Origin of the sequence: Salinadaptatus halalkaliphilus (assembly GCF_006543045.1) — an archaeon.
In the GTDB taxonomy this organism is placed as follows: Archaea; Halobacteriota; Halobacteria; order Halobacteriales; family Natrialbaceae; genus Salinadaptatus; species Salinadaptatus halalkaliphilus.
The window spans coordinates 1-24,532 of the sequence record NZ_RBZW01000048.1 but is presented as its reverse complement, the minus strand read 5'-3'; the positions used below and the strand labels follow the sequence as shown (position 1 = coordinate 24,532).

General features: G+C 63.4%; 19 protein-coding genes. 8 read left to right on the top strand and 11 right to left on the bottom strand.

Annotation, left to right across the window (positions count from 1 at the left end):
• Positions 1 to 205 precede the first annotated feature (205 nt).
• The gene (gene pdhA / locus D8Y22_RS15300; RefSeq protein ID WP_141465570.1) at positions 206 to 1,330 is read right to left on the bottom strand and encodes a pyruvate dehydrogenase (acetyl-transferring) E1 component subunit alpha; all 1,125 of its coding nucleotides are present in this window, start codon (positions 1,328 to 1,330) and stop codon (positions 206 to 208) included.
• 201 nt (positions 1,331 to 1,531) lie between these two features.
• On the opposite strand from pdhA, the gene D8Y22_RS15295 reads away from it, so the two are divergent.
• From D8Y22_RS15295 to D8Y22_RS15280, 4 genes are all read left to right on the top strand, one after another.
• On the top strand, positions 1,532 to 3,457 hold the full coding sequence (locus D8Y22_RS15295; RefSeq protein ID WP_141465569.1) for a hypothetical protein: 1,926 nt from the start codon (positions 1,532 to 1,534) through the stop codon (positions 3,455 to 3,457).
• 9 nt (positions 3,458 to 3,466) lie between these two features.
• Positions 3,467 to 4,798: a DUF7405 family protein gene (locus D8Y22_RS15290; protein WP_141465568.1), complete on the top strand. Its 1,332-nt coding sequence runs from the start codon at positions 3,467 to 3,469 to the stop codon at positions 4,796 to 4,798.
• 230 nt (positions 4,799 to 5,028) lie between these two features.
• Positions 5,029 to 6,678, top strand: a complete 1,650-nt coding sequence (locus D8Y22_RS15285; RefSeq protein ID WP_141465567.1) for an acyl-CoA synthetase — start codon at positions 5,029 to 5,031, stop codon at positions 6,676 to 6,678.
• Between the two features lie 193 nt (positions 6,679 to 6,871).
• Positions 6,872 to 7,297, top strand: a complete 426-nt coding sequence (locus D8Y22_RS15280) for a universal stress protein (RefSeq protein ID WP_141465566.1) — start codon at positions 6,872 to 6,874, stop codon at positions 7,295 to 7,297.
• A gap of 120 nt (positions 7,298 to 7,417) precedes the next feature.
• Here the strand turns inward: D8Y22_RS15280 and D8Y22_RS15275 are convergent, their stop codons facing one another.
• Positions 7,418 to 8,428 (bottom strand): 2-hydroxyacid dehydrogenase, encoded by a 1,011-nt coding sequence (locus tag D8Y22_RS15275; protein WP_141465565.1) that lies wholly within the window; start codon positions 8,426 to 8,428, stop codon positions 7,418 to 7,420.
• 159 nt (positions 8,429 to 8,587) lie between these two features.
• On the opposite strand from D8Y22_RS15275, the gene D8Y22_RS15270 reads away from it, so the two are divergent.
• The gene (locus D8Y22_RS15270; RefSeq protein ID WP_141465564.1) at positions 8,588 to 8,803 is read left to right on the top strand and encodes a hypothetical protein; all 216 of its coding nucleotides are present in this window, start codon (positions 8,588 to 8,590) and stop codon (positions 8,801 to 8,803) included.
• A 574-nt stretch (positions 8,804 to 9,377) separates the two neighbouring features.
• On the opposite strand, the gene D8Y22_RS15265 is transcribed toward D8Y22_RS15270, so the two are convergent.
• From D8Y22_RS15265 to D8Y22_RS15250, 4 genes are all read right to left on the bottom strand, one after another.
• Positions 9,378 to 10,532, bottom strand: a complete 1,155-nt coding sequence (locus D8Y22_RS15265) for an ABC transporter ATP-binding protein (RefSeq protein ID WP_141465563.1) — start codon at positions 10,530 to 10,532, stop codon at positions 9,378 to 9,380.
• 147 nt (positions 10,533 to 10,679) lie between these two features.
• Positions 10,680 to 11,510 carry a carbohydrate ABC transporter permease gene (locus tag D8Y22_RS15260; protein WP_217350893.1) on the bottom strand — a complete coding sequence of 277 codons (831 nt, stop codon included), beginning with the start codon at positions 11,508 to 11,510 and terminating at the stop codon, positions 10,680 to 10,682.
• Positions 11,511 to 11,512: 2 nt separating this feature from the next.
• The gene (locus D8Y22_RS15255) at positions 11,513 to 12,505 is read right to left on the bottom strand and encodes a carbohydrate ABC transporter permease (protein WP_141465562.1); all 993 of its coding nucleotides are present in this window, start codon (positions 12,503 to 12,505) and stop codon (positions 11,513 to 11,515) included.
• A 3-nt stretch (positions 12,506 to 12,508) separates the two neighbouring features.
• On the bottom strand, positions 12,509 to 13,855 hold the full coding sequence (locus tag D8Y22_RS15250; protein WP_141465561.1) for an ABC transporter substrate-binding protein: 1,347 nt from the start codon (positions 13,853 to 13,855) through the stop codon (positions 12,509 to 12,511).
• 272 nt (positions 13,856 to 14,127) lie between these two features.
• On the opposite strand from D8Y22_RS15250, the gene D8Y22_RS15245 reads away from it, so the two are divergent.
• A complete protein-coding gene (locus tag D8Y22_RS15245) occupies positions 14,128 to 16,335 on the top strand; it encodes a glycoside hydrolase family 3 N-terminal domain-containing protein (protein ID WP_141465560.1) in 2,208 nt (735 codons plus the stop codon).
• A 318-nt stretch (positions 16,336 to 16,653) separates the two neighbouring features.
• Positions 16,654 to 17,715 carry a TrmB family transcriptional regulator gene (locus D8Y22_RS15240; protein WP_141465559.1) on the top strand — a complete coding sequence of 354 codons (1,062 nt, stop codon included), beginning with the start codon at positions 16,654 to 16,656 and terminating at the stop codon, positions 17,713 to 17,715.
• Positions 17,716 to 18,179: 464 nt separating this feature from the next.
• Here D8Y22_RS15240 and D8Y22_RS15235 read toward each other — a convergent pair whose 3' ends face one another.
• Both D8Y22_RS15235 and D8Y22_RS15230 read right to left on the bottom strand, forming a co-directional pair.
• A complete protein-coding gene (locus D8Y22_RS15235; protein ID WP_141465558.1) occupies positions 18,180 to 19,904 on the bottom strand; it encodes a spermidine synthase in 1,725 nt (574 codons plus the stop codon).
• 127 nt (positions 19,905 to 20,031) lie between these two features.
• Complete coding sequence (locus D8Y22_RS15230; protein WP_141465557.1) at positions 20,032 to 20,259, bottom strand: hypothetical protein; 228 nt, start codon at positions 20,257 to 20,259, stop codon at positions 20,032 to 20,034.
• Between the two features lie 126 nt (positions 20,260 to 20,385).
• On the opposite strand from D8Y22_RS15230, the gene D8Y22_RS15225 reads away from it, so the two are divergent.
• Complete coding sequence (locus D8Y22_RS15225; protein WP_141465556.1) at positions 20,386 to 20,646, top strand: hypothetical protein; 261 nt, start codon at positions 20,386 to 20,388, stop codon at positions 20,644 to 20,646.
• A gap of 15 nt (positions 20,647 to 20,661) precedes the next feature.
• Here D8Y22_RS15225 and D8Y22_RS15220 read toward each other — a convergent pair whose 3' ends face one another.
• From D8Y22_RS15220 to D8Y22_RS15210, 3 genes are all read right to left on the bottom strand, one after another.
• Positions 20,662 to 21,795 (bottom strand): Gfo/Idh/MocA family protein, encoded by a 1,134-nt coding sequence (locus D8Y22_RS15220; protein ID WP_141465555.1) that lies wholly within the window; start codon positions 21,793 to 21,795, stop codon positions 20,662 to 20,664.
• Between the two features lie 297 nt (positions 21,796 to 22,092).
• Positions 22,093 to 22,791 (bottom strand): hypothetical protein, encoded by a 699-nt coding sequence (locus tag D8Y22_RS15215; protein ID WP_141465554.1) that lies wholly within the window; start codon positions 22,789 to 22,791, stop codon positions 22,093 to 22,095.
• 246 nt (positions 22,792 to 23,037) lie between these two features.
• A complete protein-coding gene (locus D8Y22_RS15210) occupies positions 23,038 to 24,288 on the bottom strand; it encodes an adenosylhomocysteinase (protein ID WP_141465553.1) in 1,251 nt (416 codons plus the stop codon).
• Positions 24,289 to 24,532 lie beyond the last annotated feature (244 nt).

Genomic DNA, 24,532 nt, shown 5'->3' with positions numbered 1-24,532 from the left:
TGAAAGGGCGAGACGGGTCGTGGCTGCTGTGGCAGCACTATCCGAATGCAATGAGGATATCTGTCACAGCAGCCACGAGCCAGTCGAGGGCTTTCAAAGTATTATTTTATATTGATAAATATCTCAATTCAATTCTGAAGCGATAAGTAGGAACGATGAAGGACTCACACCCAGAATCGATCGGCAGTCCGTACTCGAGCCGTCCCTAGTCGTAATCGAGCAACGCGTCGTCACCGTGCTCGGCCCGCAATTGCTCGAGATGCTCGCGCTGGGCCTCGAGTCGCGGCGTCGGTTCGGCGTAGGTGAACGCGAACATCTCGCGGGGGTCGGTCTCGACGCCTTCGGCGCGTTCGACCAGCTCTTCGAGGGTCGCCTCGATTTCGGCCTCGATGTTGTCGAGTCGGTCGTCCTCGAGGGCGCCCTGCTCGCGCAGGTAGGTCTCGAAGCGGTCGATCGGGTCGCGATCGCGCCAGCGTTCGACCTCCTCGTCGTCGCGGTAGGCCGAGGGATCGTCGGCGGTCGTGTGTGCGCCGTAGCGATACTGGATGGTTTCGATCAGCGTCGGCCGAGCACGGTCGTCGTCGGTCAGTGCCTTCCGCCGAGCGGCGCGGGTGACGACGTAACAGGCGAGGGGGTCCATCCCGTCGACCTGAACGCCCTCGAAGCCGTAGGCGGTCGCCTTCTGAGCGATGGTCGCACTTGCCGTCTGGCGCTCGCGTGGCACCGAGATCGCCCACTGGTTGTTGTTGACCGAGAAGATGGTTGGGGTGTCGAAAACGCCCGCGAAGTTCATCGCCTCGTGGACGTCACCCTCGCTCGTCGCGCCGTCGCCGAGGTGGACGACGCCGACGGTGTCGTCACCCCGCAGTTTCGCCGCCCACGACCAGCCGACCGCGTGGGGGACGTGGGCGCCGATCGAGATGTTCAGCGGGAAGACATTCACGTCGGCCAGCGCAGCGTTACCGTCCTCGTGACCCATCCAGTACAGCAGGTACTCCCAAGGCAATTCTCGAGAGACGATCGCACCGTGTTCGCGGTACTGAAAAGAGAGCATGTCCTCGGCCGACAGCGCGTACGTCGAGCCAATCTGCGAGCCCTCTTGACCCGCAAGCGGCGCGTAGGTCCCCAGTCGTCCCTGTCGTTGCAGGCTCACGAGTCGCTCGTCGAACCGGCGACAAAACCGCATATCTCGGTACATCGACCGCAACGTGTCCGCCTCGAGATCCGGTTCCAACTCGGGGGTGACGATCGACCCCTCGGCGTCGAGCACCTGGATGCGATCGTCCGGCGATCGATCGAAGAGATCCCGGTAAAGCGCGTCGCCTGACATGCGTGTGCCCTCACGCCGATTCCTCATAAGGGTACCCGCTCGAGGGGACCAGTAGCGTACCTGCTCGAGCAACTGACTGGACAGTTCCCGCTCGAGGCGGCGACCCGAAATCGCCGACGCTGCTGGGCGAGACACGGTCCAACTCCGCTGTGTGAGACGCGGCCCAACGTTTCTATAGGATGTCGATGTACCGACAGCCGAATGGCTGGCGACGATGTTCGTCGACGCGACTATCTGAAGATGGCCGCACTCGGGGGCGGCGTCACAGCGATCGCAGGGTGTAGCACGGTTCGCGACGACGAGCCGTCGGACGTCGCCCGGGGAAACGGTGGGCCGGACCCACCGGAGATCCCGTCACTACGACTTGATACCGCCGATTTCGCCTCGGTCCGCCAGTTCGACAACGAGAACTACGAGCGCATACACGCCACACGGAAGCGCCGGGCGATCGAGACGCTGCTTTCCGATCCGACGGTCAACGACTACGTCAGCGACTGGATCGGCGGTTTCGAGGCCTACGAGGTGCTGACCAACCACCTCGAGACGATCAGTCTCCAGGGGCCGACCGGACTCGACGTACAGGCGGAGGGATTTCCCGACGGCGAGGAGGCTGTCTTCGAGGTGACGGCGACGAACCGCCGGACGATCTACGGCCTGGTCGATCGCCACCGCGACGAGCTCGTCGCCCTCGAGACTACCGATCCGATCGACGTCAGCTGGACGGTGACTCAGAATCCCTCCCAGATGGCGATCGGGCAACTCATTCACCAGACCGAGTCCGTTCGAAACGCCTTCGGAGACGTGACCGAATACGAGTGGTATCCTTCCTGGAAGGGTGCAGCCGGCGGCTACGCCGGGATCGGGCAGGCCGACCTTCCCCACGGCGCGGGCTCGACTGCGGTCATGCACGTCAACGACGACGGCGACCTGCGGATCATCAGTGCGTTCATCGACGGCACCGACATCGAAAACCCCGAGATCGTCGACGTCGCCGTCCTCGAGAACGCCGTGGAGTTTCCCCTCCCGGAGCTGGCCGAGACGATCGAGCCGGCCGAGACGTCGCTGCTCGAGGTAGTGCCGGGCGTTCCGACCGAACAGCGACCGTACTACACGGCAAACGACGGCTATCACCGGGTCGAACCGCCCGAGGAGTCGTTCGAACGGGACGGCTGGGCCGTCGAGTGGGAGCCAGCCGACACGCAGGGCGTGACGCTCTCGGCGTCGTACGACGGCAGTCCCGTCTTCGCCGCGATGAACGCGCCGGTCACGTACACGGCGTACTACCTCCCCCCGCGAGAGGGACGGAACACGCTCGAGTGGTACTTTCCGGACGGCGATACCGTCTTCAACGGCGACCTCCTCTTCTGGGACATTCACGGGACGGTCGCCGGCGGTCCGGGGATGCTCGGTCGGCTGGACTTTCCGGCCCGGGATCGGACGCCGAGCGGGTTTCAGATCAAGACCCACTTCCACCCCAGCGCGGTGGGACAGGAGAGCGTCGATTTCCACTCCGGCATTCGGTTCGGCCCGTACAACTACGACATCGCCTACGAGTTCTACGCAGACGGCGTCTTCGCGCCCGTCTTCCGGCGAACTGGCCCCGGATTCACGACCAAGTTCGTACAGCAGGCCCGCGAGAACGCCGAAACGTACGGCGATTCCGGCTCCTACGTGGAGCCGGTCCTCCAGCACTACATCTCGGCACAGGCGATCGACATCACGCCCGGAACCGAGGACGGCGCCGCGGTGGAGCTGTTCGACGGCGACGAGTGGACGACGCCCGAGGAAGAGTTCTACCTCGAGGGCGAGCCCGGTGGCGTCGTCCGGTTTCGCAATCCGGACGGCTCGGAGACGATCGACGCCGTCCTCGACGACGACGTGGAAGTGGTCGTCGTCCGACGCGACGAGAGCGAGATCGGTCCGGGCGAGTCCTCGGCCCAGCGGCTCGTCGACGAGGGAACGCACTCTGCGTTCTCCCATCCGGCCCAGTACGTCGACGGGCGGCCGATCCAGGGCGAGCGCCTCGTCGTCTGGCTGCTCATGCTCGGCTCGACGAACCAGATGCCCCACCCGTCGGGACTGACGAACTTCGTGACGACGAACCGACTGTGGCTGTCGGGCTACTGAGCGTGACCGATGTCCGACGCTGACGACCCAAAGTGCGACCCGTCGCCAACCGGTTCGGAACCGGACTCGAAGCGGGACCATTCGCGACGCGAGTTCGTCCGTGCGGCGGTCGCGAGCGGCGCAAGCGCCACACTTGCCGCCTGCCTCGCCGGCGAGTCGTCAGTAACTGCTCCGGCGGGCGTCGCCGAGCCCGCGTCGCTTCCCGACCGACAGCACGCCTGGAACGACGCGTCGCCGACGGACGCTGACGGCAACGTCAGACCGCCCAGACACCACGTCTTCTGGAACCTGTCGCTGGCCGTCGAGCCCGACGGCGCGGCCCGCGACACCGTGGCGACGGCGCTGGCGGCGCTCGAGCGAGCCCTCGAGTGGAGCACCGACGGCCTCCTCTTCTCGCTGGGCTACACCCCGGCCTACTTCGATCGGTTCGACGCTTCACTCCACGAGTCCGTCGACCTGCCGCCGCCGGATCCGATGGTCGTTCTCGCGGCCGAGAGCGACGTGACGGTCGATACGACCGACGCACTGTTGCACCTCGTGAGCGACGACGGGGCCGTCGTGCTCGCTGCCGAGGAGGCGTTGTTCGGGGAGCGCGACCGACTCAACGGCCACGCCGTGTCGGCCTCGCTCGACGGGATCTTCGAGCGGACGGACCGTCGAACGGGGTTCGTCGGCGCGGGATTGCCAGCCGACCGACAGCGGGGACTCGAGGGCGTTCCCGACAGCGAGCCGGTACCCGAGGGTGCGCCGTTTTTCATGGGCTTTCGCTCTGGTTTCCGGGAGAGCCAGGCGACCGAGGATCGGGTGACGATTCGGGAGGGTCCCTTCGCCGGCGCCACGACGCAGCACTTCGAGACCGTCGAACTCGACCTCGATGCCTGGTTCGACGAGCACGACCACGAGCACCGCGTCGCGCGACTGTTCAGCCCCGATCACGCCGAGCGCGAGGCCGTCGGCGAGTACGGCGAGCGACTCGACACGACGACCGACGTAACCGCGGTCACCGACGAGATCCACGCGCACGCTCGAGATGAAGGGATCGTTGGCCACGCCCAGAAGCTCGCTCGAGCCCGCGAGGACGGCGAGCCACTACTGCTCCGGCGCGACGTCAACACGACCGACGGCGACGTCTGTGGCCTTCACTTCGTCTCGCTCCAGCGAGAGCTGGCCGAGTTCAGGCGCGTCCGGGAGGCGATGGCCGGCGAAGCGTTCGGCCAGTACGGGCTCGGCCCGCGCCAGAGCAACGGGATCCTCCAGTACCTCCGGCTCCGTCACTGGGGGAGCTACCTCGTCCCGCCGCGGTCGCGTCGGGCACTGCCCAGGCCCAATCCCAAAGCGTAGCCGTCCCTCGACTGATACGGTTTACTGTAAGTCAGTTCCGGCGCAACCGCCGTCCGAGTCGCGGTTGCGCCGGTCGACTCGCGTCGCTCCTCGACCGAGGCTCGCCCCACACAGTTCGACTCACCGCCGGGACATCGGTACAGTAATCCGTATAAGTCCAACAGGAGCGCCAACGGCGAGTCCGCCACACAGTCGAAAGAGCCACCGTCCTGGCCCCGAAACGCCTGAGTATGAGCTGGACGGTCATGGACACCTTCGAGGACTACGAGACGGCTCGAGCGAGCTTTGCCTGGGACCTCCCCGAGTCGTTCAACCCGGCGGTCGATTTCCTTCGGAAACACGAGGAGACGAGTGTTACGGCGTTGAAATACGTCGACCCTGACGGTGGCCTCGAGACGTACTCCTTCGAGGATCTCGACGAGCGGTCGGATCGGCTGGCCGCCGCAGTCGCGGATCTCGGCGTCGAAGCCGGCGACCGCGTCGGCGTCGTCGTCCCGCAAAAGCCCCAGAATCCGATTACCCATCTCGCGAACTGGAAACTCGGCGCGGTGTCGGTCCCGCTAACGGTGCTGTTCGGGCGGGACGCGCTGCAGTATCGTCTCGAGGATAGCGGGGCGACGGCGGTCGTGGTCGACCCGAGCGTCCGGACGACGGTCGACGAGGTTCGCGACGAGTGTCCAGCCCTCGAGCACGTGATCGAACTCGGCGACGCGGCGTCGATTGAGGGCGATGCCCACGCGTTCGACACACTGTGTGCGAGCCACGAGCCGGGAATTGACGTCTACGAGTCGACGCCGGCCACGCCGTCGGCGATCATGTACACGAGCGGTTCGACGGGACCGCCGAAGGGAGTCCTGCACAGCCACGCACTCTGGCTGGGTCGCGCGGCCGCGGCGTACAACTACTTCGATCAAGGCCTCGCGGAGGGCGAGGCGACGCTGTGGACGCCCGCGGACTGGGCCTGGGGCGCCGCACTCGGGGGCACCCTCTTTGCGGCCTGGCACCACGGCTGTCCGATCGTTGGCTGGCCCCGCGAGGAATTCGATCCCGAGGCGGTCTACGAGCACATAGAGCACCACGAGATCACGAAGGCGTTCATGCCGCCGACGGCGCTGCGGATGCTGATGAGCGTCGAGGACCCCGACGGAACGTACGATCTTGACCTCGAGACGCTCGCCTCGGCCGGTGAACCCCTGACCTCGGAGGTCGTCGAGTGGGTCGAGGAGACGTTCGACGACGTCGCGATCAACGATTTCTACGGCCAGACGGAACTCAACCTCGTGGTCGGCAACTCGGACGACTGGTTCGACACCCGGCCAGGGAGCATGGGAAAGCCCTTCCCCGGCTACGAGGTCGCCGTCCTCGAGCCCGACAGCCACGAACCGGTCGACACGGGCGAGGTCGGTGAACTCGCCGTCAAATCCGGCGACCGTCGCGTCTTCTTCGACGAGTACTGGGGGCTTCCCGAAAAGACGGCGAGCAAGCGGACCGAGTCGGGATGGTTTCTGACTGGCGACCTCGTCGAACGCGACGCCGACGGCTACCTCTGGTTCGTCTCCCGAACCGACGATGTCATCCTGACCAGCGGCTATCGCGTCGGGCCGATGGAAGTCGAGGAGGCGATCCTCCATCACGACGCCGCCGAACAGGCCGGCGTCGTCGGCGTCCCCGACGAGACTCGCGGCGAGGCGATCAAAGCCTACGTCCAACCCGCGACGGACGACTACGATCCCGACCGGCTTCGGACGGAGATCCGTGATCTCGTGCGCGAGCGCCTCGCCGAATACGAGTACCCACAACACGTCGCGTTCGTCGACGAACTGCCGACGACGACTACGGGTAAGATCAAGCGACGGGCACTTCGGGACGACGACATCTGATACGGATTACTGTACCGATGTACCGGCCCAGCCGCCGCCCGGGTCGCGGCTGGGCCGGAACTGACGTACAGTAAACCGTATGATACGGTTTACAACGACGACAACCGGCCGTACGAGATCGGTCCAGCCTCCGTCTTCCACAGGTGTGGAACCAAGAGTCGGTTTTATACACGCTTCGTTCGAACGAGGGGCTATGTACCGCACGCTGATTCCGGTCGATACGAACGAAGAGCGAGCGCGTAGACAGGCCGAATACGTCGCCTCGATGCCGAACGCGAGCGACGGCGTCGAAGTGTACCTGTTGTTCGTCTTCACCGACGAGGGCGACGACCTCCCACAGGAGTTCGAGCAGTTCAAATCCGCGTCTCGAATCGCTTCCGTTCGCCGCGCGTCGGAACTCCTCGAGGATCAGGGTATCGATGTCACCGTCCTGGAGGACAGCGGCGACACGACCGCGGACATCCTCGCGGAAGCCGACGAGTACGACGTCGACTCGATCGTGCTCGGTGGACGGAAACGCTCTCCGGTCGGCAAGGCAGTCTTCGGGAGCGTCACGCAATCGGTCATTCTCGAGGCCGATCGACCGGTCGTCGTCACCGGGAGCGGGCCGGACGCGTAGACGCCTCGAGTCATACTGTTGGACAGAACTATTCAACGATCGGTCGCAGTACTGCGGCCGTCACCGTAAGGACGGCCGCGAATTCGCGACCGACGTTCCACTGACTTCTGTCCGACAGTATCAAGACAGGTCCGCGTCGTCGAACGCCGAGTGCGGTAGCTCGCTCCCGCGAAGGCCAGCGAGGATGTTCTCGGCGGTCATGACGGCCATCTCCGAGCGCGTTGCCATGGACGCGCTGCCGATATGGGGCGAGATGGTGAGCGACTCGGGGGCGTGGTCCAGCAGTTGATGGTCGGCCGGCAGCGGCTCGGGGTTCGAGACATCCAGGGCCGCGTGGCGAATCCAGCCCGATTCGAGCGCCTGCACGAGCGCGTCGGTGTCGACGATCTCGCCCCGAGCAGTGTTGACGAGGATCGCCTCGTCGTCCATCCGCCGAAGCTCGTCCTCGCCGAGCAGGTGGTGAGTGTCCTCGAGCAGCGGCACGTGCAGCGAGACGAAGTCCGAGCGCTCGAGCACGTCCTCGAGCGAGCAGTAGGTGGCGTCGATACCGTACTCGGCCAGCTCTCGTTCGGCCGCCTCGTTGGGGCTCGTGTGGCTGTAGACGACGTCCATGTCGAAGCCCGCGGCGCGCTTGGCGAACTCGGTGCCGATCCGACCGAGGCCGACGACGCCGAGCGTCGCCTCGTGGATGTCACGGCCGAGCAAGACCGTCGGTCCCCAGCTCTCCCAGTCCCCGTCGCGAACCCGTGTGTGAGCTTCGACGGTGCGTCGAGCGCCGGCCATCAACAGCGCCCAGCCCAGATCTGCGGTCGTCTCCGCGAGGACGCCGGGAGTGTGTCCGACCGTGATCTCGCGCGCTCGAGCGGCCTCGAGGTCGATATGATCGTATCCGACGGACATGGTCCCGATCGCCCGCAGCGATTCCGAGGCGTCCATCACCGTCGCGTCGACCGTATCGGCGACGGTACAGAAGAGCCCGTCGGCCTCGAGATCGGCCACGCGCTCGATCAGTGTCTCGTGGGACGGCTCGACTGCGTCCGGCCAGACGACGACCTCGCAATGGTCCTCGAGGGCGTCGCGCCCGGCCTGGGGGATGTCTCGCGTCAGGTAGACGGTGGGTCGTTCGGACATGTGACAGGGATTCGCGAGCGACCGCAATAGTGTTTTGATGCCGATGGTGTGGTCGGAACGACACTCGCGGGACGCTATCTGTCGGGAGGTCGATACTAAAGCGTGAAACCGTTCAGTCGAGGGTATTTCCCCGTGCGATTCGACGACTCGAGTACGACCATGGGACGGAACGCGGTGGGTGACGTCCGCTGGGGGTGGCAGTGTCCACGCTGTGAGACGGATGTCCCGGTCACGAGAGATTCGGGCTCGGAAACCTTTTGCTGGGCGTGTCCGCAGAACACGTGTCCGGCAGTCGGATTCGGCTTTCGGTCGCGTCGCCGGGCCCGGATCGCGCTCAAAGAGTACCGGGAACGATATCAGGACATCTATCGGTGACACACGGGTTGGAGGGTGTACCGGCCGTTGCAATCGGCCACACGCTCGACGACGAGGTGGGAACCCACTGGTTTGTCACTACTATAGACGACTGCTGACGAGCATCACTCGCTGGAGACGGTAGCTCGATCAGTCTATATATGATTATCTCTATAGTGAATCGAAATCTAGACAGATATCTTATCTATATAATGATCGCATGTCGATAGCCGCAGTACGTGTCGGCCGTTCGCTCCTCGAGCACTGATTCTGTACTGTAGTGGCTCTTTACCGGCATTCTATCGCTGCCACGACTATCTGGCGTTCGTTCTTGAAGGGAAAGACCGACTCGACCCTAAGGGAGCGAATTACGAGTATCTGGGCTGCTACCGAGTGACATCGTGGTTCGAGGGTGTTCTCGATCGAGTGATTCGATGTCGGTGTGGAATGTAAAATCTCATCAAATAGTATGGATTGTAAGAAACCGAATAAATATGAGCGATCAGTAGTACTGTGGCTGGCTATCGAGGTGTGATCAAAGAGAGAGAGAGAGAGACGGTTGGGAATCCACAACAGCTGCAGGTTCGTCGACGGCTCACGGATTCGTCGCGTCGGCCTGGCGCGGTTCTCGATACGCCGTCAGCTGTGCCGTCTTCGTCTCGAGTGCCGCTTCGGTGTCGGGATCGAACAGGTAGAGGTCGTCGGAATCGAAGTCGATCCGGATCCGATCGCCGCGGGAGAGTCGGACGGTCGAGTCGATGCGAGCGGTCAGTTCCGTCGAGCCGAGGTCGACGTAGACCACGTTCTCGTCGCCCATCGCCTCGACGACTGTCACTTCGACGGGGACGCCACCGGTTTCGACGATCTCGAGGTCTTCCGGCCGGATCCCGACGACGACCCGATCGTACTCGGTTGCGCTCGAGGCAACCGAGCCGGCCGGCAGCTCGTGGCGAAACTCCCCGTCTGCCTCGAGCGTGGTCGTGCCGTCTGTCGATTCGACGCTCGCCTCGAGGAAGTTCATACTCGGGCTGCCGAGAAAACCGGCGACGAACTTGTTCGCCGGATCCAGATACACCGCTTCGGGCGGCCCGATCTGCTGGAGTCGTCCGTGGTTCATGATCGCGACGCGATCGCCCATCGCCATGGCTTCGGTCTGATCGTGCGTGACGTAAATGGCCGTCACCTCGAGTTCCTGCTGGAGTCGCAGGATCTCCTTGCGCATATCGGTTCGGAGTTTCGCGTCGAGATTCGAGAGCGGTTCGTCGAGCAGGAAGACCGAGGGATCGCGGACGATTGCCCGTCCGAGCGCGACGCGCTGTTGTTGTCCGCCGGAGAGCTCGCCGGGCTGGTCATCCAGCAGGTCCTCGATGCCGAGCATCTCGGTGGTTTCCTCGACGCGGCGTTCGATCTCTTGCTCGGACAGGCCGGAGGAAAGCCGCAGGCCGAACCCGATGTTCTCGCGGACGGTCATGTGGGGATACAGCGCGTAGTCCTGAAAGACCATCGCGACGCCGCGTTCTCTGGGCCGGGCGTCGGTGACATCCTCGCCGCCGAAGACGATCGAACCGTCGGTGATCGATTCCAGACCGGCGATCGCTCGCAGCGTCGTGGTCTTTCCACAGCCGCTCGGACCGACGAACACGAGAAATTCGCCGTCCTGGATCGAGATATCTAGATCGGAAACCGCTTCGATAGCTTCTCCGTTGGGATCGTAGACCTTGCTCACGTTGTCTAGGTCGATCGATGTCATTCGGGTCCTCTTTGTTCCCCTATCAGCATTAATGTGTGGGGTCGAAGCGGTACTCGTTGCAACGTGCCTTCGAACCGACCGGCGTCCCATCGAAACACGTGGCGAGGGACCGGCCGACGTTCGAGGCAGGCGAAGACGCATCGCCTGCTACATCGAGTTCGTGAACCCGCGGACGAAGTGTTCCTGTAACCACAGGAACAGCACGATCATGGGGATGATGGCGATGGTCGCCGCAACCATGATCTGGTCGAAGTAAATCCGCTGGTGGCCGGTCAGGCGCTCGATCGCCAGTGGAATCGTAAACAGCTCCTCGCTCTCTAAGATCACCAGCGGGTAGAGGAAGGCGTTCCACTGGGAGATAAACAGGATGACGGCGAGTGCCGCCAACATGGGCTTCATCGCTGGCAACGCGATACGATAGAAGATCTGGAACTCCGAGGCGCCGTCGATCCGTGCCGCATCGAGTAGCGAGTCGGGAATCGACAGCATGCTTTGACGCATCAGGAAGATGCCGACCGGGTTGGCGAGAAACGGCAGAATCAACGCGATGTGGGTGTCCAACAGTCCAAACTGGGCCATCAGCAAGTACATCGGGATGATCATGATCTGGACCGGCAACACCAGCGTCGCCAGAATGAAGTAAAACAGCGGCTCTCGGTACTTGAACTCGTACTTCGCGAAGGCAAAGCCCGCGAGCGCACAAAGAAACAGCGAGATGACCGTGTAGACGGTCGCGACGAAGACGCTGTTCCAGACGCTTCGCAGATAGGGGAATCTGGCCTCGAGCGCCTGTAGGTTCTCGAGGAAGTGCGTCCCCGGGAGGAGTCGCGGCGGCAGCGTGAAGAACTCTTCCTGGGGCAGCGTCGCGGCGACGACCATCCAGTACAGCGGGATGAACGTAATCGCGATGATCACGAGTAGCGTGATGTAGAGGGCGAATCGAACGGGCAACGATTTCGAGTCACTCGCGGTCGCCACGGTTACTCACCCCCCAGCTTCAACTGGACGTAGGCCAGGATGGTGACGAACACGACGAGCGCGTACGTGATCGCACTCGCGTATCCGAGGTTGAATCGACTGAACGCCTCCTCGTACATGTACATCACGACCGTTATCGTCTGGTTGGCCGGGCCGCCGTCCGTGATTATCATCGGCTCTGCGAACAACTGTAACGCGCCGATCGTCGAGAGGATGATCACGAACAGCAAGATCGGCCGGAGTTGGGGCAGCGTGACATAGCGGAACTTCTCCCACCGGCTCGCACCGTCGATCTCCGCGGCCTCGTAGAGCCGTCGGTCGATCCCCTGGAGGCCGGCAAAGAGGATGAGCATGTTGTAGCCCATCCAGCGCCAGTCCAGCGCCAGCGCCAGCGAGACTTTCGCCCAGAAACCGTCGGTGCGCCACGGAATCGTGGGCAATCCGGCACTGGCGAGCATGTAGTTGATGAAGCCGAAGTTCTCCGCGAACATCACCAGGAAGATCGCCGAATAGGCGACGTAGTTCGCCGTCACGGGCAACGCGATCGCCGTCCGGAAATAGCCCGAATATCGCACGAACTTCGCGTGCAGCATGAGCGCGACCGCCAGCGAGACGATCACCATCAGCGGCATCTGGATCAGCGTGATGATGATCGTGTTCTCGACGGACTGGAGAAACAGCGCGTCGCCGAACAGCCGACGATAGTTGTGCAGGCCGACGAACTCGAGACTCGAGATTCGTGGGACGCCCGCCTCGAACACGACGAGGTCGATCTCGAGGAGAGTCCCCGAGCCCGGACCCTGATACTCGAAGAAGGAGAGATACAGTGTGTAAACGACGGGAAACGCCAGAAACAGCCCGAACAGCACGTAGAACGGCAGGATGTACAGGTACGGCACACCCGGAACTGTCGGCAACGCATCGCGAACGGTGTTTCGCGTCGTTCGGATGCTCGTCTTGACCGATTTGACGTTTCGGTTGTCCCGCAACGACATGTGTCACGCGATCTCTCGGCCGAGATCGTCGGCGAGGGTCTGTTCGGCGTCGGCGGCCATCTCGTCGGCCGATTCGTACTCGTCTTCGACGTAGTCCGCGATGAAATCGCCCATGCGCTCGTAGACCTCGCGGTGGTCGGTTATCAGTCGCATCGTCGGAATCTCCGGGGCGAGTTCGACGATGGGTTCGTAGGTATCCCCGCCGAAGAACGCCTGTTCCTGTTCCCACCAGTCGTCGTCGTAGACCGTCTCGAGCGGCGGGAAAATACCGGCTTCCTCCGCGATGGTCATGACCTGTTCCTCGTTGGTCAGTGCGAACTCGAGAAAGTCCCAGGCGCGGGCGACGGCTGCGTCGTCTTTGTGATTCGCGATGATCAGGTTGGAGCCACCGTGGTTCGTCGCGCGGTTGCCGCCCTCGGTCACCGCCGGCGGGCGGTGGATTCCCCACTGACCCTCCATGTCGGGGACGGTGTCGATGAGCGAGCCGGCCATCCAGGCGCCGCTGGTGACCGTCGCGATCTGGTTCTCCTGGAGGCCGGTGACCCAGGGTTCGGTGAACTCCTCGGTGTCGACGGCTGTGTCGGTGTCGTAGAGCTCCTTGATGGTCTCGGCGGCCTGGCGTGTCTCTTCGGTGTTGATCAGCAGGTTCCCGTTTTCGTCGTAGGCCTCGCCGCCCTGCTGGCGCAGCAACATCTCCCAGCGCCACTCTAAGACGCCGCTGCCGACGCCCATCCAGTAGGTGTCCTCGGGGAGTTCGTCGGCGTACTCGATCACGTCGTCGTAGGTCTCGATATCCGCGGGCTCGATCCCGATCTCGTCGTAGATCTCGCGGTTGTAGAAGGTGACGACGGGCGCGATGTCGACCGGCAGGCCGTAGCGGCCGTCGCCGGTATCGTCCGTGACCGTGTCCCAGGCCCAGTCGACCATCGCGTCTTCGGTTTCGGCGTCGATCTGGTCCTCGAGGTCGACGAGCCCGCCCGTCCCGACGAGCTGGTTCGTCCAGCGGCCTTCGTAGGTGCCGATATCCGGACCGCCGTCGCCGGCTGCGATCGCTGCCTGCTGGGAGTCGTGGAGTTCGTCGTAACCGAGTTCCGACACGTCGAAGTCGACGTCGTCGCCCGTCTCGTCGACGTACTGCTGGGCGACTGCCTCGATGCCGGCCGGCTGCGTACCGAGACTCCAGATCTGTAACGCCTCGGCCATGGACTCGTCGTCAGGAACGGTGTCGTCACCCGTCCCTCCTTCTTCGTCGCCGATGCCGACACAGCCAGCAACTGCGACAGTCGTTCCAGCACCCATCGTACCCACGAACGTGCGCCTCGAGATGGCGGCGTCACTCCTATGTGACATACGTTATCACCTGCAGGACCACGATGATAAAACTTCCTATTTGATGGCTAACGAGTACACTCAAATAGAAATTATTTCGAGGATAAATTACACCACCTATTATATAAAAGCAGGTGTTATTTTGGGCCGTGATATCGAGTTACGTCGACTCCATCTCGGTGACGGCGTCCGGTTCCGACGACTGCACCGGCAGTAGTCGTTCGGTACGACGACCGACTCGAGACGAGTCTCCTGACCGGAGTATTTATTTTCCGCGTCGTTCAGGAGTGGATATGGCTCGGCACAGAGTCGACGGTCCAGAGCGGACCGTCCGTGATCCGGACGCGATAGTTGACGAGCTCACGCTCGCAGAGAAAGTCGGCCAGCTCGTCGGGACGTGGGTCGGCTCGATGGGCGAGGACGTGACACTCGAGGATGCCAAGACGATGATAGGCGAGGACGACCTCGGAATCGTCGCGGCCTTCGGGATCGGCGTCTCCTGGTTTCATGATCCCGCACGCCTCGCGCAGGTAGCAAACGAGTTACAGCGGACCGCGGTCGAAGAGACGGACCACGGGATTCCGCTCTTGCTCCCAGTCGACGCCGTCCACGGCCACGGCTACGTCGACCACGCGGCCGTCTTTCCACACGGGCTGGGCCTCGCTGCGACGCGGGATCCGACCCTCGCCCGAACGATGGGACGGGTGACCGCAACGGAGATGCGCGCGACGGGTGCGACCGTCGACTACGGCCCGACGGGCGACGTCGTTCGGGACCCGCGGTGGGGACGAACGTTCGAAACCTTCGGTGAGAGTCCGCTGCTCTGTCGCAGGTTCGCCGCGTCGACCGTTCGCGGTCTCGAGGCCGAAGACGGCGACCGCGTCGCTGCGACGATCAAACACTTCCCGGCCTACGGCGATCCGACCGGCGGCGAGGACACGGGTGCCGTCGAGTGTGGTCCCGCGACGCTTCACCGGGACTATCTCCCGCCGTTCGAGGCCGCGATCGAGGCCGGCGCCTCGCTGGTGATGCCGTGTTACAACGCCGTCAACGGCGACCCGGCCCACGGCTCCGAGTACCTGCTGACCGAACTCCTCCGGGAACGACTGGGCTTCGACGGTGCCGTCGTCTCGGACTGGGGTGGCGTCGATCACCTCCACGAGGACCACGGCGTTACCACCGATCGGCGCGATTCCGCACGCCGGACGATCACGGCCGGTCTCGACGCCATTTCGATCGGCGGGCGCGAGTACGCCACACACCTCCAGGACCTCGTCGAACGCGGTGAACTCCGCGAGCAACGCATCGACGAGGCCGTTCGCCGTCTCGTCTCACTCAAGATCGATCTCGGACTGTTCGACGATCCCTACGTCGACGTCGACGCGGCGCCCGAAACCGTCGGCGCGGACGACCACCGAGACGCCGCCCTCGAGGCAGCCCGAACCTCCCAGACGCTCCTGAAGAACGAGGGCGTTCTCCCGCTCGAGTCCGATATCGACGAGTTGCTCGTCGCCGGGCCGAACGCCGATTCGCTTCGCAATCAGCTGGGCGGCTGGAGCGTGCAGGATCCCGACCCCGACGCCGGAACCACCCTTCTCGAGGGCGTCGAATCCGTGGTTGACGAGGGGACGACCGTCCGCCACGAACGCGGAGCTGGCATAACCGGCCCGGACGATGTCGATGCTGCCGTCGAGGCCGCAGCCGACGCCGACGCCGCCGTCGTCGCCCTCGGCGAAAACTGGTACTACCACGAGTTCGGACCCCAGGAGGTCACTGGCGCGACCGGCGAGTTTCCCACCCGGACCGAACTCGGGCTCCCCGACGCCCAGCGGACCCTCCTCGAGCGAATCCAGGCGACGGGGACGCCGACCGTGCTCGTGTTGATCACCGGCCGCCCGCTGGCGATCGAGTGGGCCGCCGACGAACTGCCGGCGATCCTCATGTCGTACTACCCCGGCAGCGAGGGCGGGACCGCCATCGCCGAGACGCTGTTTGGCGAGCACAACCCGTCGGGCCGGCTCCCGATCACGGTGCCACGATCGGCCGGTCACCTGCCCGCCCATTTCGATCAGCTCGCACATCCGAGACCGATCGGCGACGACGAACACCCTCCCAGCGATCCGCTCTTCGAGTTCGGCCACGGCCTGAGCTACACCGAGTTCGATATCCGCGAGTTCGATGTCGAGGAGCCGACGATCGGACCAGGCGACGATGTCGCGGTGTCGGCCACCGTCGCGAACGTCGGTGATCGCGCCGGGCGACGCGCCGTCGACATCTTCCTGCGGGATGACGTCGCCTCTCGCGTGCGTCCCGTGCGGGAACACGTCGCGTTCGACGCGGCGACCCTCGAGGCTGGCGAGTCGACGTCTCTCGAACTCGCGATTCCCAACCGGGCGCTCGCTGTCACCGCCCCCGACGGCCGACGGACGGTCGAGCCCGGCACGTTCACGCTCTTCTGTGACGAGCACTCGGCGACCGTCGAGGTCGTCTCCGATCGGTAGTCTCGACGGGCAGTGTTGTCCTCGTCGAGAGCGCGCTCTCACCGCTGCCCGCCACTGTTCGTCGGTCCGTAGCGACGCGATTGCTCCCGACGGTCCCCCGAGTACGACGGATTCCACTGGCGCGATTCCTGTAAGGGCGCTTTTTTGTAGCTCTCTTAATGGATTTACCGTGCCCAAGACCGCGTCTTCGTCCCGTTGTTTCGCCAATTTAAATAGGATAGTATACATGTCTGTGTGGTTATTTGTATCGCGGTGATTCGACATCTCATCTCGCTGCAAACAGGAAGTTTTTACCGGCTGCATCGTGTGAGATACTATATGGATACCGAGACGTTGCGGCGATCGCTGAAAGAAGGCGGGCTCACCGAGTACGAGATCGACGCCTACCTGGCGCTGCTCGAGGTCGGCTCTGCGCCCGTCGTCACCATCGCCGAACGCTCGTCGGTTCCAGCGGCCCAGATTTACGACACCGTCCGGAGTCTGGAAGACCGAGGGTTCGTCGAGACGATCGACCGCGATAAACTCCACGCTCGAGCGCGCGAGCCCGTCGACGCCATCGAGCAGCTCCGCGAGAAGAGTCAGATGCTCGCCGATGCCGCCGACGAGATCGAGGAGCGTTGGGAACGACCGAACGCCCAGGACTACCGGGTGAACGTGCTCAAGCGCCGCGAGAGTCTCATCAACAACGCGCGGGAAGCGATCGAAAACGCCGACGTTTCCGTCGAGGTTGCCGCGACGCCCGAGCAACTCGAGGTGCTCCAGCCGGCGCTACGGGACGCCAACGATCGAGGCGTCCTGACGTGGGTGACCCTCTGTGGTGACGGCCGATCGGTCGATCCGAGCACCCTTGGCGTCATGCAGGTTCGCTACCGTGCGCTCCCGGGCCCGTTCATGGCCATCGTCGACCGCCGACGTGCCTGCTTCGCACCGGCCGACCACCACGGCGAACCCTACGGCGTCGTCATCAACGACGATATCCTCACGCTGGTCTTACACTGGTTCTATCTGACACTGATCTGGCTCCCCAGCGAGCAACGCTACGTCGACTCGAGTCGGCGGCCGACCTACATCAGTATCGAGGGGTTCATCTTAGATGTCGCCTCACTGTGGCACGACGGTGCGACGATTCGAGTCCGCGTGCTCGGAAAACGTCCCAAGACCGGTGAGTACACGGAAATACAGGGCGAACTCGCCGGTATCAGCGCTGCTGGCGGAACGGCGCCGCCTCGAGAGCCGACCGTGACGGAACTTTCGGGTTATGCGACGCTGACCATCGAGACGGGCAACCGCGACTACACGATCGGCGGGTGGGGTGCTGTCTTCGAAGATGTCGAGGCCGAGATCATCACCGTCGAGGGTATCGAATTTACCGACCCGTAAGTCGTTGTTCTCCTGCATTACAGACGTACGTGCGTAATAAAACAGTTGTTCAGTTGACTGCTGTTGGCTGGTATGTCGTTCGGATCATCCTCGTGGCCGCTACCGATCGAAAACGCGAGTTGACTACTTCGAATACATACATTATATCTAATAATTATTTGGGGTGTCGTCTTCGGTGGAACTTTTCGGATTTCACACTTTCGTCTATATCTGCCTATTCAAGATATAATAGTCGATATAATGAGAGTATTACCAAAAATTCTCTTAACTTTTGAAAATATTTCTATGTAATAACTGAAATTCACGCCTCGATCGTACTTGACCACTAGTCATGGGGGCGACCTATTGTTTGAAATTTTTACTATATGGCCTATATCTCAACAGCAATACTAATTCACATCGACTAGCCACACGCGGTCGACTCCAGCAATGCGTGACTGTGGAGACAGAATCGACCGTCCGACCTACGAAATGTGGCGAACGATCGGTGACGCGGACGGATCGGCACCCGAATCGGCGTTGGAGTCGAGTGTGATCGTGGGCTGGACGGACGGGATCGGTCTCGGCTCGGTTCCATCGGCACTCGAGAACGAAATCGACGGTTCATCCGCTTTCGTCTGTGATCTGTCCGTCTCGGTATCACTATCGGTCTCCTCGATCACGTACCGCTGGCCGAACATCGGATCGAGCAGACTGTCAACTTCGCCGCGGTCGTCTTCGAGCACCGGCGCGTCCGCGGTGTCGGGATCGTCGAGACGATTCTCGAGGGCGTCCTCGAGGTCGGGGACGCCCTCGCGTTCGTCGTTTCGCTCGGCGAGCGTCGGCGTCGAGAGGTCGGTGGCGTCGTCGTTTGCCGCGACGACCTGGATGTTCTGGACGCTGTTGGAATCCGTCGTCCGGAAGCTGGCGGTATCGGCGAAGGCCGTCGCCATCGTCTTTTGTTGGGCGTGGTAGAACTCCGCAGCGGGACCACTCGGCGCGGCGATGACGTTCGCGTGGAGGATGCCGTCGTCGGCAAGCCGATCCGAGGCGAGGCCCATGAACTCCACGGTCGTCAGGTGGAAGGGGACCTGATCCTTCTTGTAGGCGTCGAGCACGATCACGTCGTACGTTTCGTCGGTCCCCTCGAGGAACTGCCGGCCGTCCTGGGCGTGAGCGGTGATATCGTCGCGGTCGGTATCCAGGTCGAAGTAGGTCTCGGCGGCGTCTGTCACCTCGGGATCGATCTCGACGACATCGACGTGGGCGTCGTAGCGATCCGCGAAATCCTGGGGGCCGGTGTAGCCGCCGCCGCCGATGAACAGGACGCGGTCGACATCGTCGACGTCGTCGGTCGCGAGCATGGGGAGGTGGAAATACCGCGTGTAGGTGAAGACGTGTCTGTCGGGCTCCTCGAAATCCATCGCGCTGTGGCGCGCGCCGTCTAAGTACATCGTCCGCACGTCGCCGTCGTCGACGATCTCTACGTGCTGGTGTGGCGTGTTCGTCTCGTAGACAACCTCGCCGCGGTGGTCGAGATTCATCGGTGTTCCACCGGCGGCACCGACGAGCAGGAGGGCGACGAGGGCGCTCGAGGCGAGGGCGCGTCGAGAGATCGCGGGGATCGTGATCGCGACCGCCGTTCCGACGAGCGTGATCCCGAAGAGCAGGCCGATCGCATCGATGCTCAACGCGGGGATGAGCACGAACGTGGTCGCGGCCGAGCCGACGATACTCCCGATGGTCCCGAGCGCGTAGACGTGGCCCGACGCCTCGCCAGTGCCTTGCTTCTCCGAGAGTTCGGCCGCGTAGGGGCTGATGAAGCCGAGCAGGTACGTGGGCGGACCGAACAGCAAGATGACGGCCGGTAGCGAGGCGTACCGCGGCGGGAGTGCGAGCGTCGACGTGTACGACAACAAGAGGTCACTCGCGTAGACGACCATCGCGACGTAGACCGCGGTGGCGAGCAGGATCCAGCTCATTTCGCGGTTCGTCGCGCCTGCGGCGCGTTTACCTCCTTGCCAGTAGCCAAGGCTCAGCGCGATCAGAAAGACGGTGAGGATGCCGCCGACGGTGTAGATATGACTCCCGAACTGCGGGGCGACGATCCGTACCGCGAGAATCTCGAGGCCCATACTGGTGACCCCCGAGACGAACACCGCGAGTTCGGGTCGGGTCGGCCGATACGACGACACGGAACCGATCGCCATCAGCCGAGACAAATAGGCCACTCGGTGAGTACTTGTCGCCTCGTTTCATACGGTTTACTGTAAGTCGTTACCGCCGAAACCGCGACCCGTCTGCGGTTTCGCTGGTAAATCGGTACAGTAATCCGTATCAATCAGGCCGAGTCACGACGTGGGTCAGCACGAACAATCCGACGGCGACGATTACGACGTTCGTGACGGTAAACTCGACGGCTCCGACGACGTCGGCGCCCCAGACAAGCAGCCAGGAAAACGCCAGCGAGAGTACTGCATTGATGACGACGAGCACGCGCGGGTCGCCGTGGGAAGACTCGAGCCCCTCCCGAAAGCCATCTCGATCGGCGTCCGAATCTGCCATGGCTGATCAATTGCACGAGGAGTACTTAAACGCGTGTCTCCGCTCGTCGTGAGCCGAGGGGGTATAAAAACGGCCGTCAGCTGACGCGGCGGCGTTTAGGCTCGTGGCTCCCGTCCTGCGTATCGAATGACCGAACTCACGATTCCGCCGGACGCCGACGAACAGCAGGCCACTCGACTCGTCCAGGATCACGTCGAGATTGGCGATACGGTCGAAATCCGCGAGGCCGAACGAACCGGTGGCGACGACCCCGAAATCACGGGGACCGTCACCGGCGTCGAAGCCGGCTACCTCGAGCTCGACGACGAACCGCTGGACGGCAAAAGCGTGCGCTACGACGAGCTGCAGACGATCTCTCGCGTCGAATCGGCGTCGAAATCTGAATAGGGCGACTGCCGGAGATTACTCGAGCGAGATCCATTCACCCCGGTCGTCGCTCGTCTCGACGGCGTCGAGCACGCGTTGGGCAGCCAGCCCGTCCGCGAAGCTCGGCGCGAACGACTCGCCGTTTGCCACCGCCGTGAGGAACTCGCTGTTTTCGTGGACGAAGGTATGCTCCCAGCCGAGCACGTGACCCGGTGGCCACCAGTGGTCGACGTAGGGGTCCTCTGGGTCGGTCACGAGGATCGTCTCGTAGCCGCGGTCGCCCTCCTGCAGGACCTCGAGTTCGTTCAGGCGCTCGAGTGAGAACCGCAGGCTCCCCTCGGTGCCGTGAATTTCGATCGTGTGGTCGTTCTTGTGGCCCGGCGCGACCCGCGAGGCCTCGAGGGTTCCCATCGTGCCGTTCTCGAACTCGAGTTGGGCCGTATAGGCGTCGTCGACGGTGACTGCTCGGGTTTCGTCGACCCCGTCGTCACCGTCTACCGGTCGCTCCTCGAGGAACGTCCGACAGTGGCCGCTGACGCGTTCGATCGACCCCGCGAGGCCACCGTCGGCGACGAGATACCGCAGGAGGTCAACCGTGTGGGCGCCAAGGTCTCCGAGTGCACCGGCACCCGCGAGGTCGGCGTCCAGTCGCCACGACCACGGTGCGTCGGGATCGACCAGCCAGTCCTGGAGGTACCGACCGCGAACCTGGCGAATCTCTCCGATTTCGCCGTCTGCGAGCAGCCCCCTTGCGTAGCGAATCGCCGGCACGAATCGATAGTTGAACGCACAGCCCGCGGGAACGCTCTCGCCGGCGTCCCGAGCCGCCTCGGCCATCCGCTCGGCATCGGCGAGCGTCGGCGCGAGCGGCTTCTCGCAGAAGACCGGCGTCCCGGCCTCGAGGGCGGCAATCGAGGGCTCGGGGTGGACGTGGTTCGGGCCGAGATTGTAGAAGACGTCGACATCGTCGACGACGGATTCCCAGTCGGTCGCGATCGAGTCGAATCCCAACCGGTCGGCCGCCTCCGTCAGTGCATCTTCGTCGCGCCCGACCAGCACCGAGCGTTCGATGTCGGGGGCGTCGGGAAAGAACATCGGCAGTCGCGCCATGGCGTTCGCGTGGGCTTTGCCCATGAACCGATAGCCGAGGACACCGATCTCGAGTGTCATAGAGCGGTCTTCACCGCGCAGGTAGTAATACGATGTCCCGCCCGTGACAGGGTCGCCGACGGTCGGGCTGGCATCGTCGGTGTTCACGCACGAACCGCGCCGACTCATACGGTTTACTGTGAGTCATTTCCGGCGCACCCGCAATCCGGGCGGCGGCTGGGCCGGTAAATCGTTACAGTAATCCGTATCATACTGTTGGACAGAACTATTCAACGATCGGTCGCAGTACTGCGGCCGTCACCGTAAGGACGGCCGCGAATTCGCGACCGACGTTTCACTGACTTCTGTCCGACAGTATCACTCGCGGACTGCATCGACGATGGACCGAACCGACGCTGGCCCGTTCTCGAGCAGTGCGCGGGGAAACCGCCGCGTCTGATCGGCCAGCGCGTACTCGAGGGCCCGCGTCGCGTCGTCGAGGATTCCCTCGCCGTGGCCGACCAGGACGCGCTCGGGCTCGAGGGTTCGCAACTGTCGGGGCGGCGAGAGGCGTCGTACCAGCTCGAGTCCGAGCCGTTCCTCGCCGACGGTGAACGCCTCGATCGTCCCGATCGAGTCGGGGACGTACAGCGTCTCGTGGTCCTCCCAGAAGAGCATGGCTTCGCTCCAGCCCGGCATCGGCTCGCAGCGCTCGAGACGGATCGAGTCCGCGAGGTCGCCCCGATACCGCTCGAGCGGGGCGTCCACCCGCTCGGGAACGCGCCCCATCCACTCGGGAACGAAGACGGGAACGTCGTAGATCCGAGCGAATCGGTCCGCGTCTCGAGCGTGCCAGGCCGAACAGACGGCGACGCCGACGACGGGTTCGGGAAGGTCCTCGAGTCGGTCCTCGATACCGGGCGCCCAGAGCGGATCGAGGAGCCAGCAGCCCTCGGCGGTACAGACGGCGTGGCTGGCGCGCTGACCCGCTTCCTCGGGGTGGGCCAGCCAACCGACGCCCGATTCCCAGCGATCGATTTCACGGTAGTCGGTCGCTTGCCCTCGCTCGTACGTCATCTCGCTTGAGTGTACGGTCTCCAGATATATGGTTCCCGTGCTCGAGCGCCCCGAACGGTTTCACTTGCGGCCATCGACCTGCCGTGTCGGTCGGTATCCGGTATCGGTCCTCGTTAAATCCTATTGTGCGATAGTAAATCGAGTTCGCATCTCCGGACTCGAGCGAGAGTCGACGGAGGGACGGATTCGTCCTGGATACCGGCGTCGCGAAAACGTTGGGTCGGTACGGCTGTCCGAGCGTCGCGGTCAGAAGTGGCTGTCCGGGTGCTCCCAGTCGTCGTAGTACTCTTCCTGATTCTCGGTCAGATCGTCGATCGAGCAATCGAGCGTCTCGAGTTTCCGGTCGGCGACGGTTCGGTCGACGCGGTCGGGGATGGCGTAGACGCCCGGCGCGAGGTCCCGATCCTCGGTGAGCATGTCGTCGGCCGCCATCACCATCATCGCGAAGGTCATGTCCATCACTTCCGCGGGATGGCCCTTGCTGTAGGGGCCGGTGAGGTTGACCAGGCGGCCGTCGGCCAGCAGGTCGAGCTGGCGGCCGTCGGGCAGGTGATAGCGGGTGACGCCCTCGGTCGGCGTACTCTCGTTCTCGGCGAGGTCCTCGAGGTGCGGGATCGCGATTTCGACGTCAAAGTGGCCGGCGTTGGCCAAGATTGCACCGTCTTGCATCTGCTCGAAGTGCTCGCGACGGAGTACCTCGCGGTTGCCCGTCGACGTGATGAAGTAGTCACCCTCGGGTGTGGCCTCGTCCATGCTCGCGATCCGGTGGCCGTCCATGTGTGCCTCTAAGGCCTTCCGTGGATCGACCTCGGTGACGACGGTCTTGGCACCCATGCCGCGGGCCTTCCGGGCGATTCCCCGACCACAGTAGCCGTAGCCAGCGACGACGACGGTCTTGCCCGAGAGCATCGTGTTCGTCGTCATCAACGCGTTCGTCAACGAACTCTCGGCGGTGCCGTGGACATTGTCGAAGAAGTGCTTCATCGGCGTGTCGTTGACGCTGTAGACGGGGAATTCGAGGACATCCTGGTCTTCCATCGCCTCGAGGCGGGTGATGCCCGCGGTCGTCTGCTCGCCGCCGCCGACAATCGTCTGTGCGATCTCGGGGTGGTCGGCGTGGACGCGCGCGATCAGTTCGGCACCATCGTCGAGGATGAAGTCGGGTTCTTCCTCGAGGAGAGCGTGCTGGGCGTCGACCCACGCTTCCTCGCTCATGCCGGCCTCGACGTAGGATTCGATGCCGTCCTGCTCGTCGAGATACTCGACGACCTCGCCTTTGGTGCTGTGAGGTTCGCTCCCCGTAAAGAGCACCTCCGCGCCGGCTTCGGCGAGCGTCTCGACGAAGACGCCGCTCTTTGCCTCCATGTGAGTGGCGACGCCGATCGAGTACCCCTCGAGGGGCGTCGTCTCACCGTACTCGCGTTGATAGGAACGCAGCAACGGCGTGTGATCTCGCGTCCAGCCGAGCGGATCGGATACGTCGGTCTCGTCTGCCATGCTCCATCTGGTTTCTATGACGGTATAAAATCTGTCGCTCTGTCCGCACACGTATACCACGGCTGATATCTACTGGATCAACGGAGATACCGCCAGCCGTCCGTTTCGACGATCTCTCGTCGGACTCTCGGATACCTGTTCGAAAAGTGATGCCTTGTTTTGCCGCCGAATGACGACAGTCTCAGACGCTCTCACGGTTATCTTCCGTCAGATTAACTGGGAAATGGACGCCGTCTGGCGATAT

What these genes read in the sequence shown, in the direction of transcription:
- D8Y22_RS15220 (WP_141465555.1), bottom strand. Translation starts at nt 21,795, where the DNA reads ATGACACTCGAGATCGGTGTCCTCGGCTATCGGTTCATGGGCAAAGCC.
- D8Y22_RS15240 (WP_141465559.1), top strand. Translation starts at nt 16,654, where the DNA reads ATGGATACCGAGACGTTGCGGCGATCGCTGAAAGAAGGCGGGCTCACC.
- D8Y22_RS15285 (WP_141465567.1), top strand. Translation starts at nt 5,029, where the DNA reads ATGAGCTGGACGGTCATGGACACCTTCGAGGACTACGAGACGGCTCGA.
- D8Y22_RS15255 (WP_141465562.1), bottom strand. Translation starts at nt 12,505, where the DNA reads ATGTCGTTGCGGGACAACCGAAACGTCAAATCGGTCAAGACGAGCATC.
- D8Y22_RS15270 (WP_141465564.1), top strand. Translation starts at nt 8,588, where the DNA reads ATGGGACGGAACGCGGTGGGTGACGTCCGCTGGGGGTGGCAGTGTCCA.
- D8Y22_RS15215 (WP_141465554.1), bottom strand. Translation starts at nt 22,791, where the DNA reads ATGACGTACGAGCGAGGGCAAGCGACCGACTACCGTGAAATCGATCGC.
- D8Y22_RS15210 (WP_141465553.1), bottom strand. Translation starts at nt 24,288, where the DNA reads ATGGCAGACGAGACCGACGTATCCGATCCGCTCGGCTGGACGCGAGAT.
- D8Y22_RS15230 (WP_141465557.1), bottom strand. Translation starts at nt 20,259, where the DNA reads ATGGCAGATTCGGACGCCGATCGAGATGGCTTTCGGGAGGGGCTCGAG.
- D8Y22_RS15280 (WP_141465566.1), top strand. Translation starts at nt 6,872, where the DNA reads ATGTACCGCACGCTGATTCCGGTCGATACGAACGAAGAGCGAGCGCGT.
- D8Y22_RS15275 (WP_141465565.1), bottom strand. Translation starts at nt 8,428, where the DNA reads ATGTCCGAACGACCCACCGTCTACCTGACGCGAGACATCCCCCAGGCC.
- D8Y22_RS15265 (WP_141465563.1), bottom strand. Translation starts at nt 10,532, where the DNA reads ATGACATCGATCGACCTAGACAACGTGAGCAAGGTCTACGATCCCAAC.
- D8Y22_RS15290 (WP_141465568.1), top strand. Translation starts at nt 3,467, where the DNA reads ATGTCCGACGCTGACGACCCAAAGTGCGACCCGTCGCCAACCGGTTCG.
- D8Y22_RS15295 (WP_141465569.1), top strand. Translation starts at nt 1,532, where the DNA reads ATGGCTGGCGACGATGTTCGTCGACGCGACTATCTGAAGATGGCCGCA.
- D8Y22_RS15250 (WP_141465561.1), bottom strand. Translation starts at nt 13,855, where the DNA reads ATGTCACATAGGAGTGACGCCGCCATCTCGAGGCGCACGTTCGTGGGT.
- pdhA (WP_141465570.1), bottom strand. Translation starts at nt 1,330, where the DNA reads ATGTCAGGCGACGCGCTTTACCGGGATCTCTTCGATCGATCGCCGGAC.
- D8Y22_RS15225 (WP_141465556.1), top strand. Translation starts at nt 20,386, where the DNA reads ATGACCGAACTCACGATTCCGCCGGACGCCGACGAACAGCAGGCCACT.
- D8Y22_RS15235 (WP_141465558.1), bottom strand. Translation starts at nt 19,904, where the DNA reads ATGGCGATCGGTTCCGTGTCGTCGTATCGGCCGACCCGACCCGAACTC.
- D8Y22_RS15245 (WP_141465560.1), top strand. Translation starts at nt 14,128, where the DNA reads ATGGCTCGGCACAGAGTCGACGGTCCAGAGCGGACCGTCCGTGATCCG.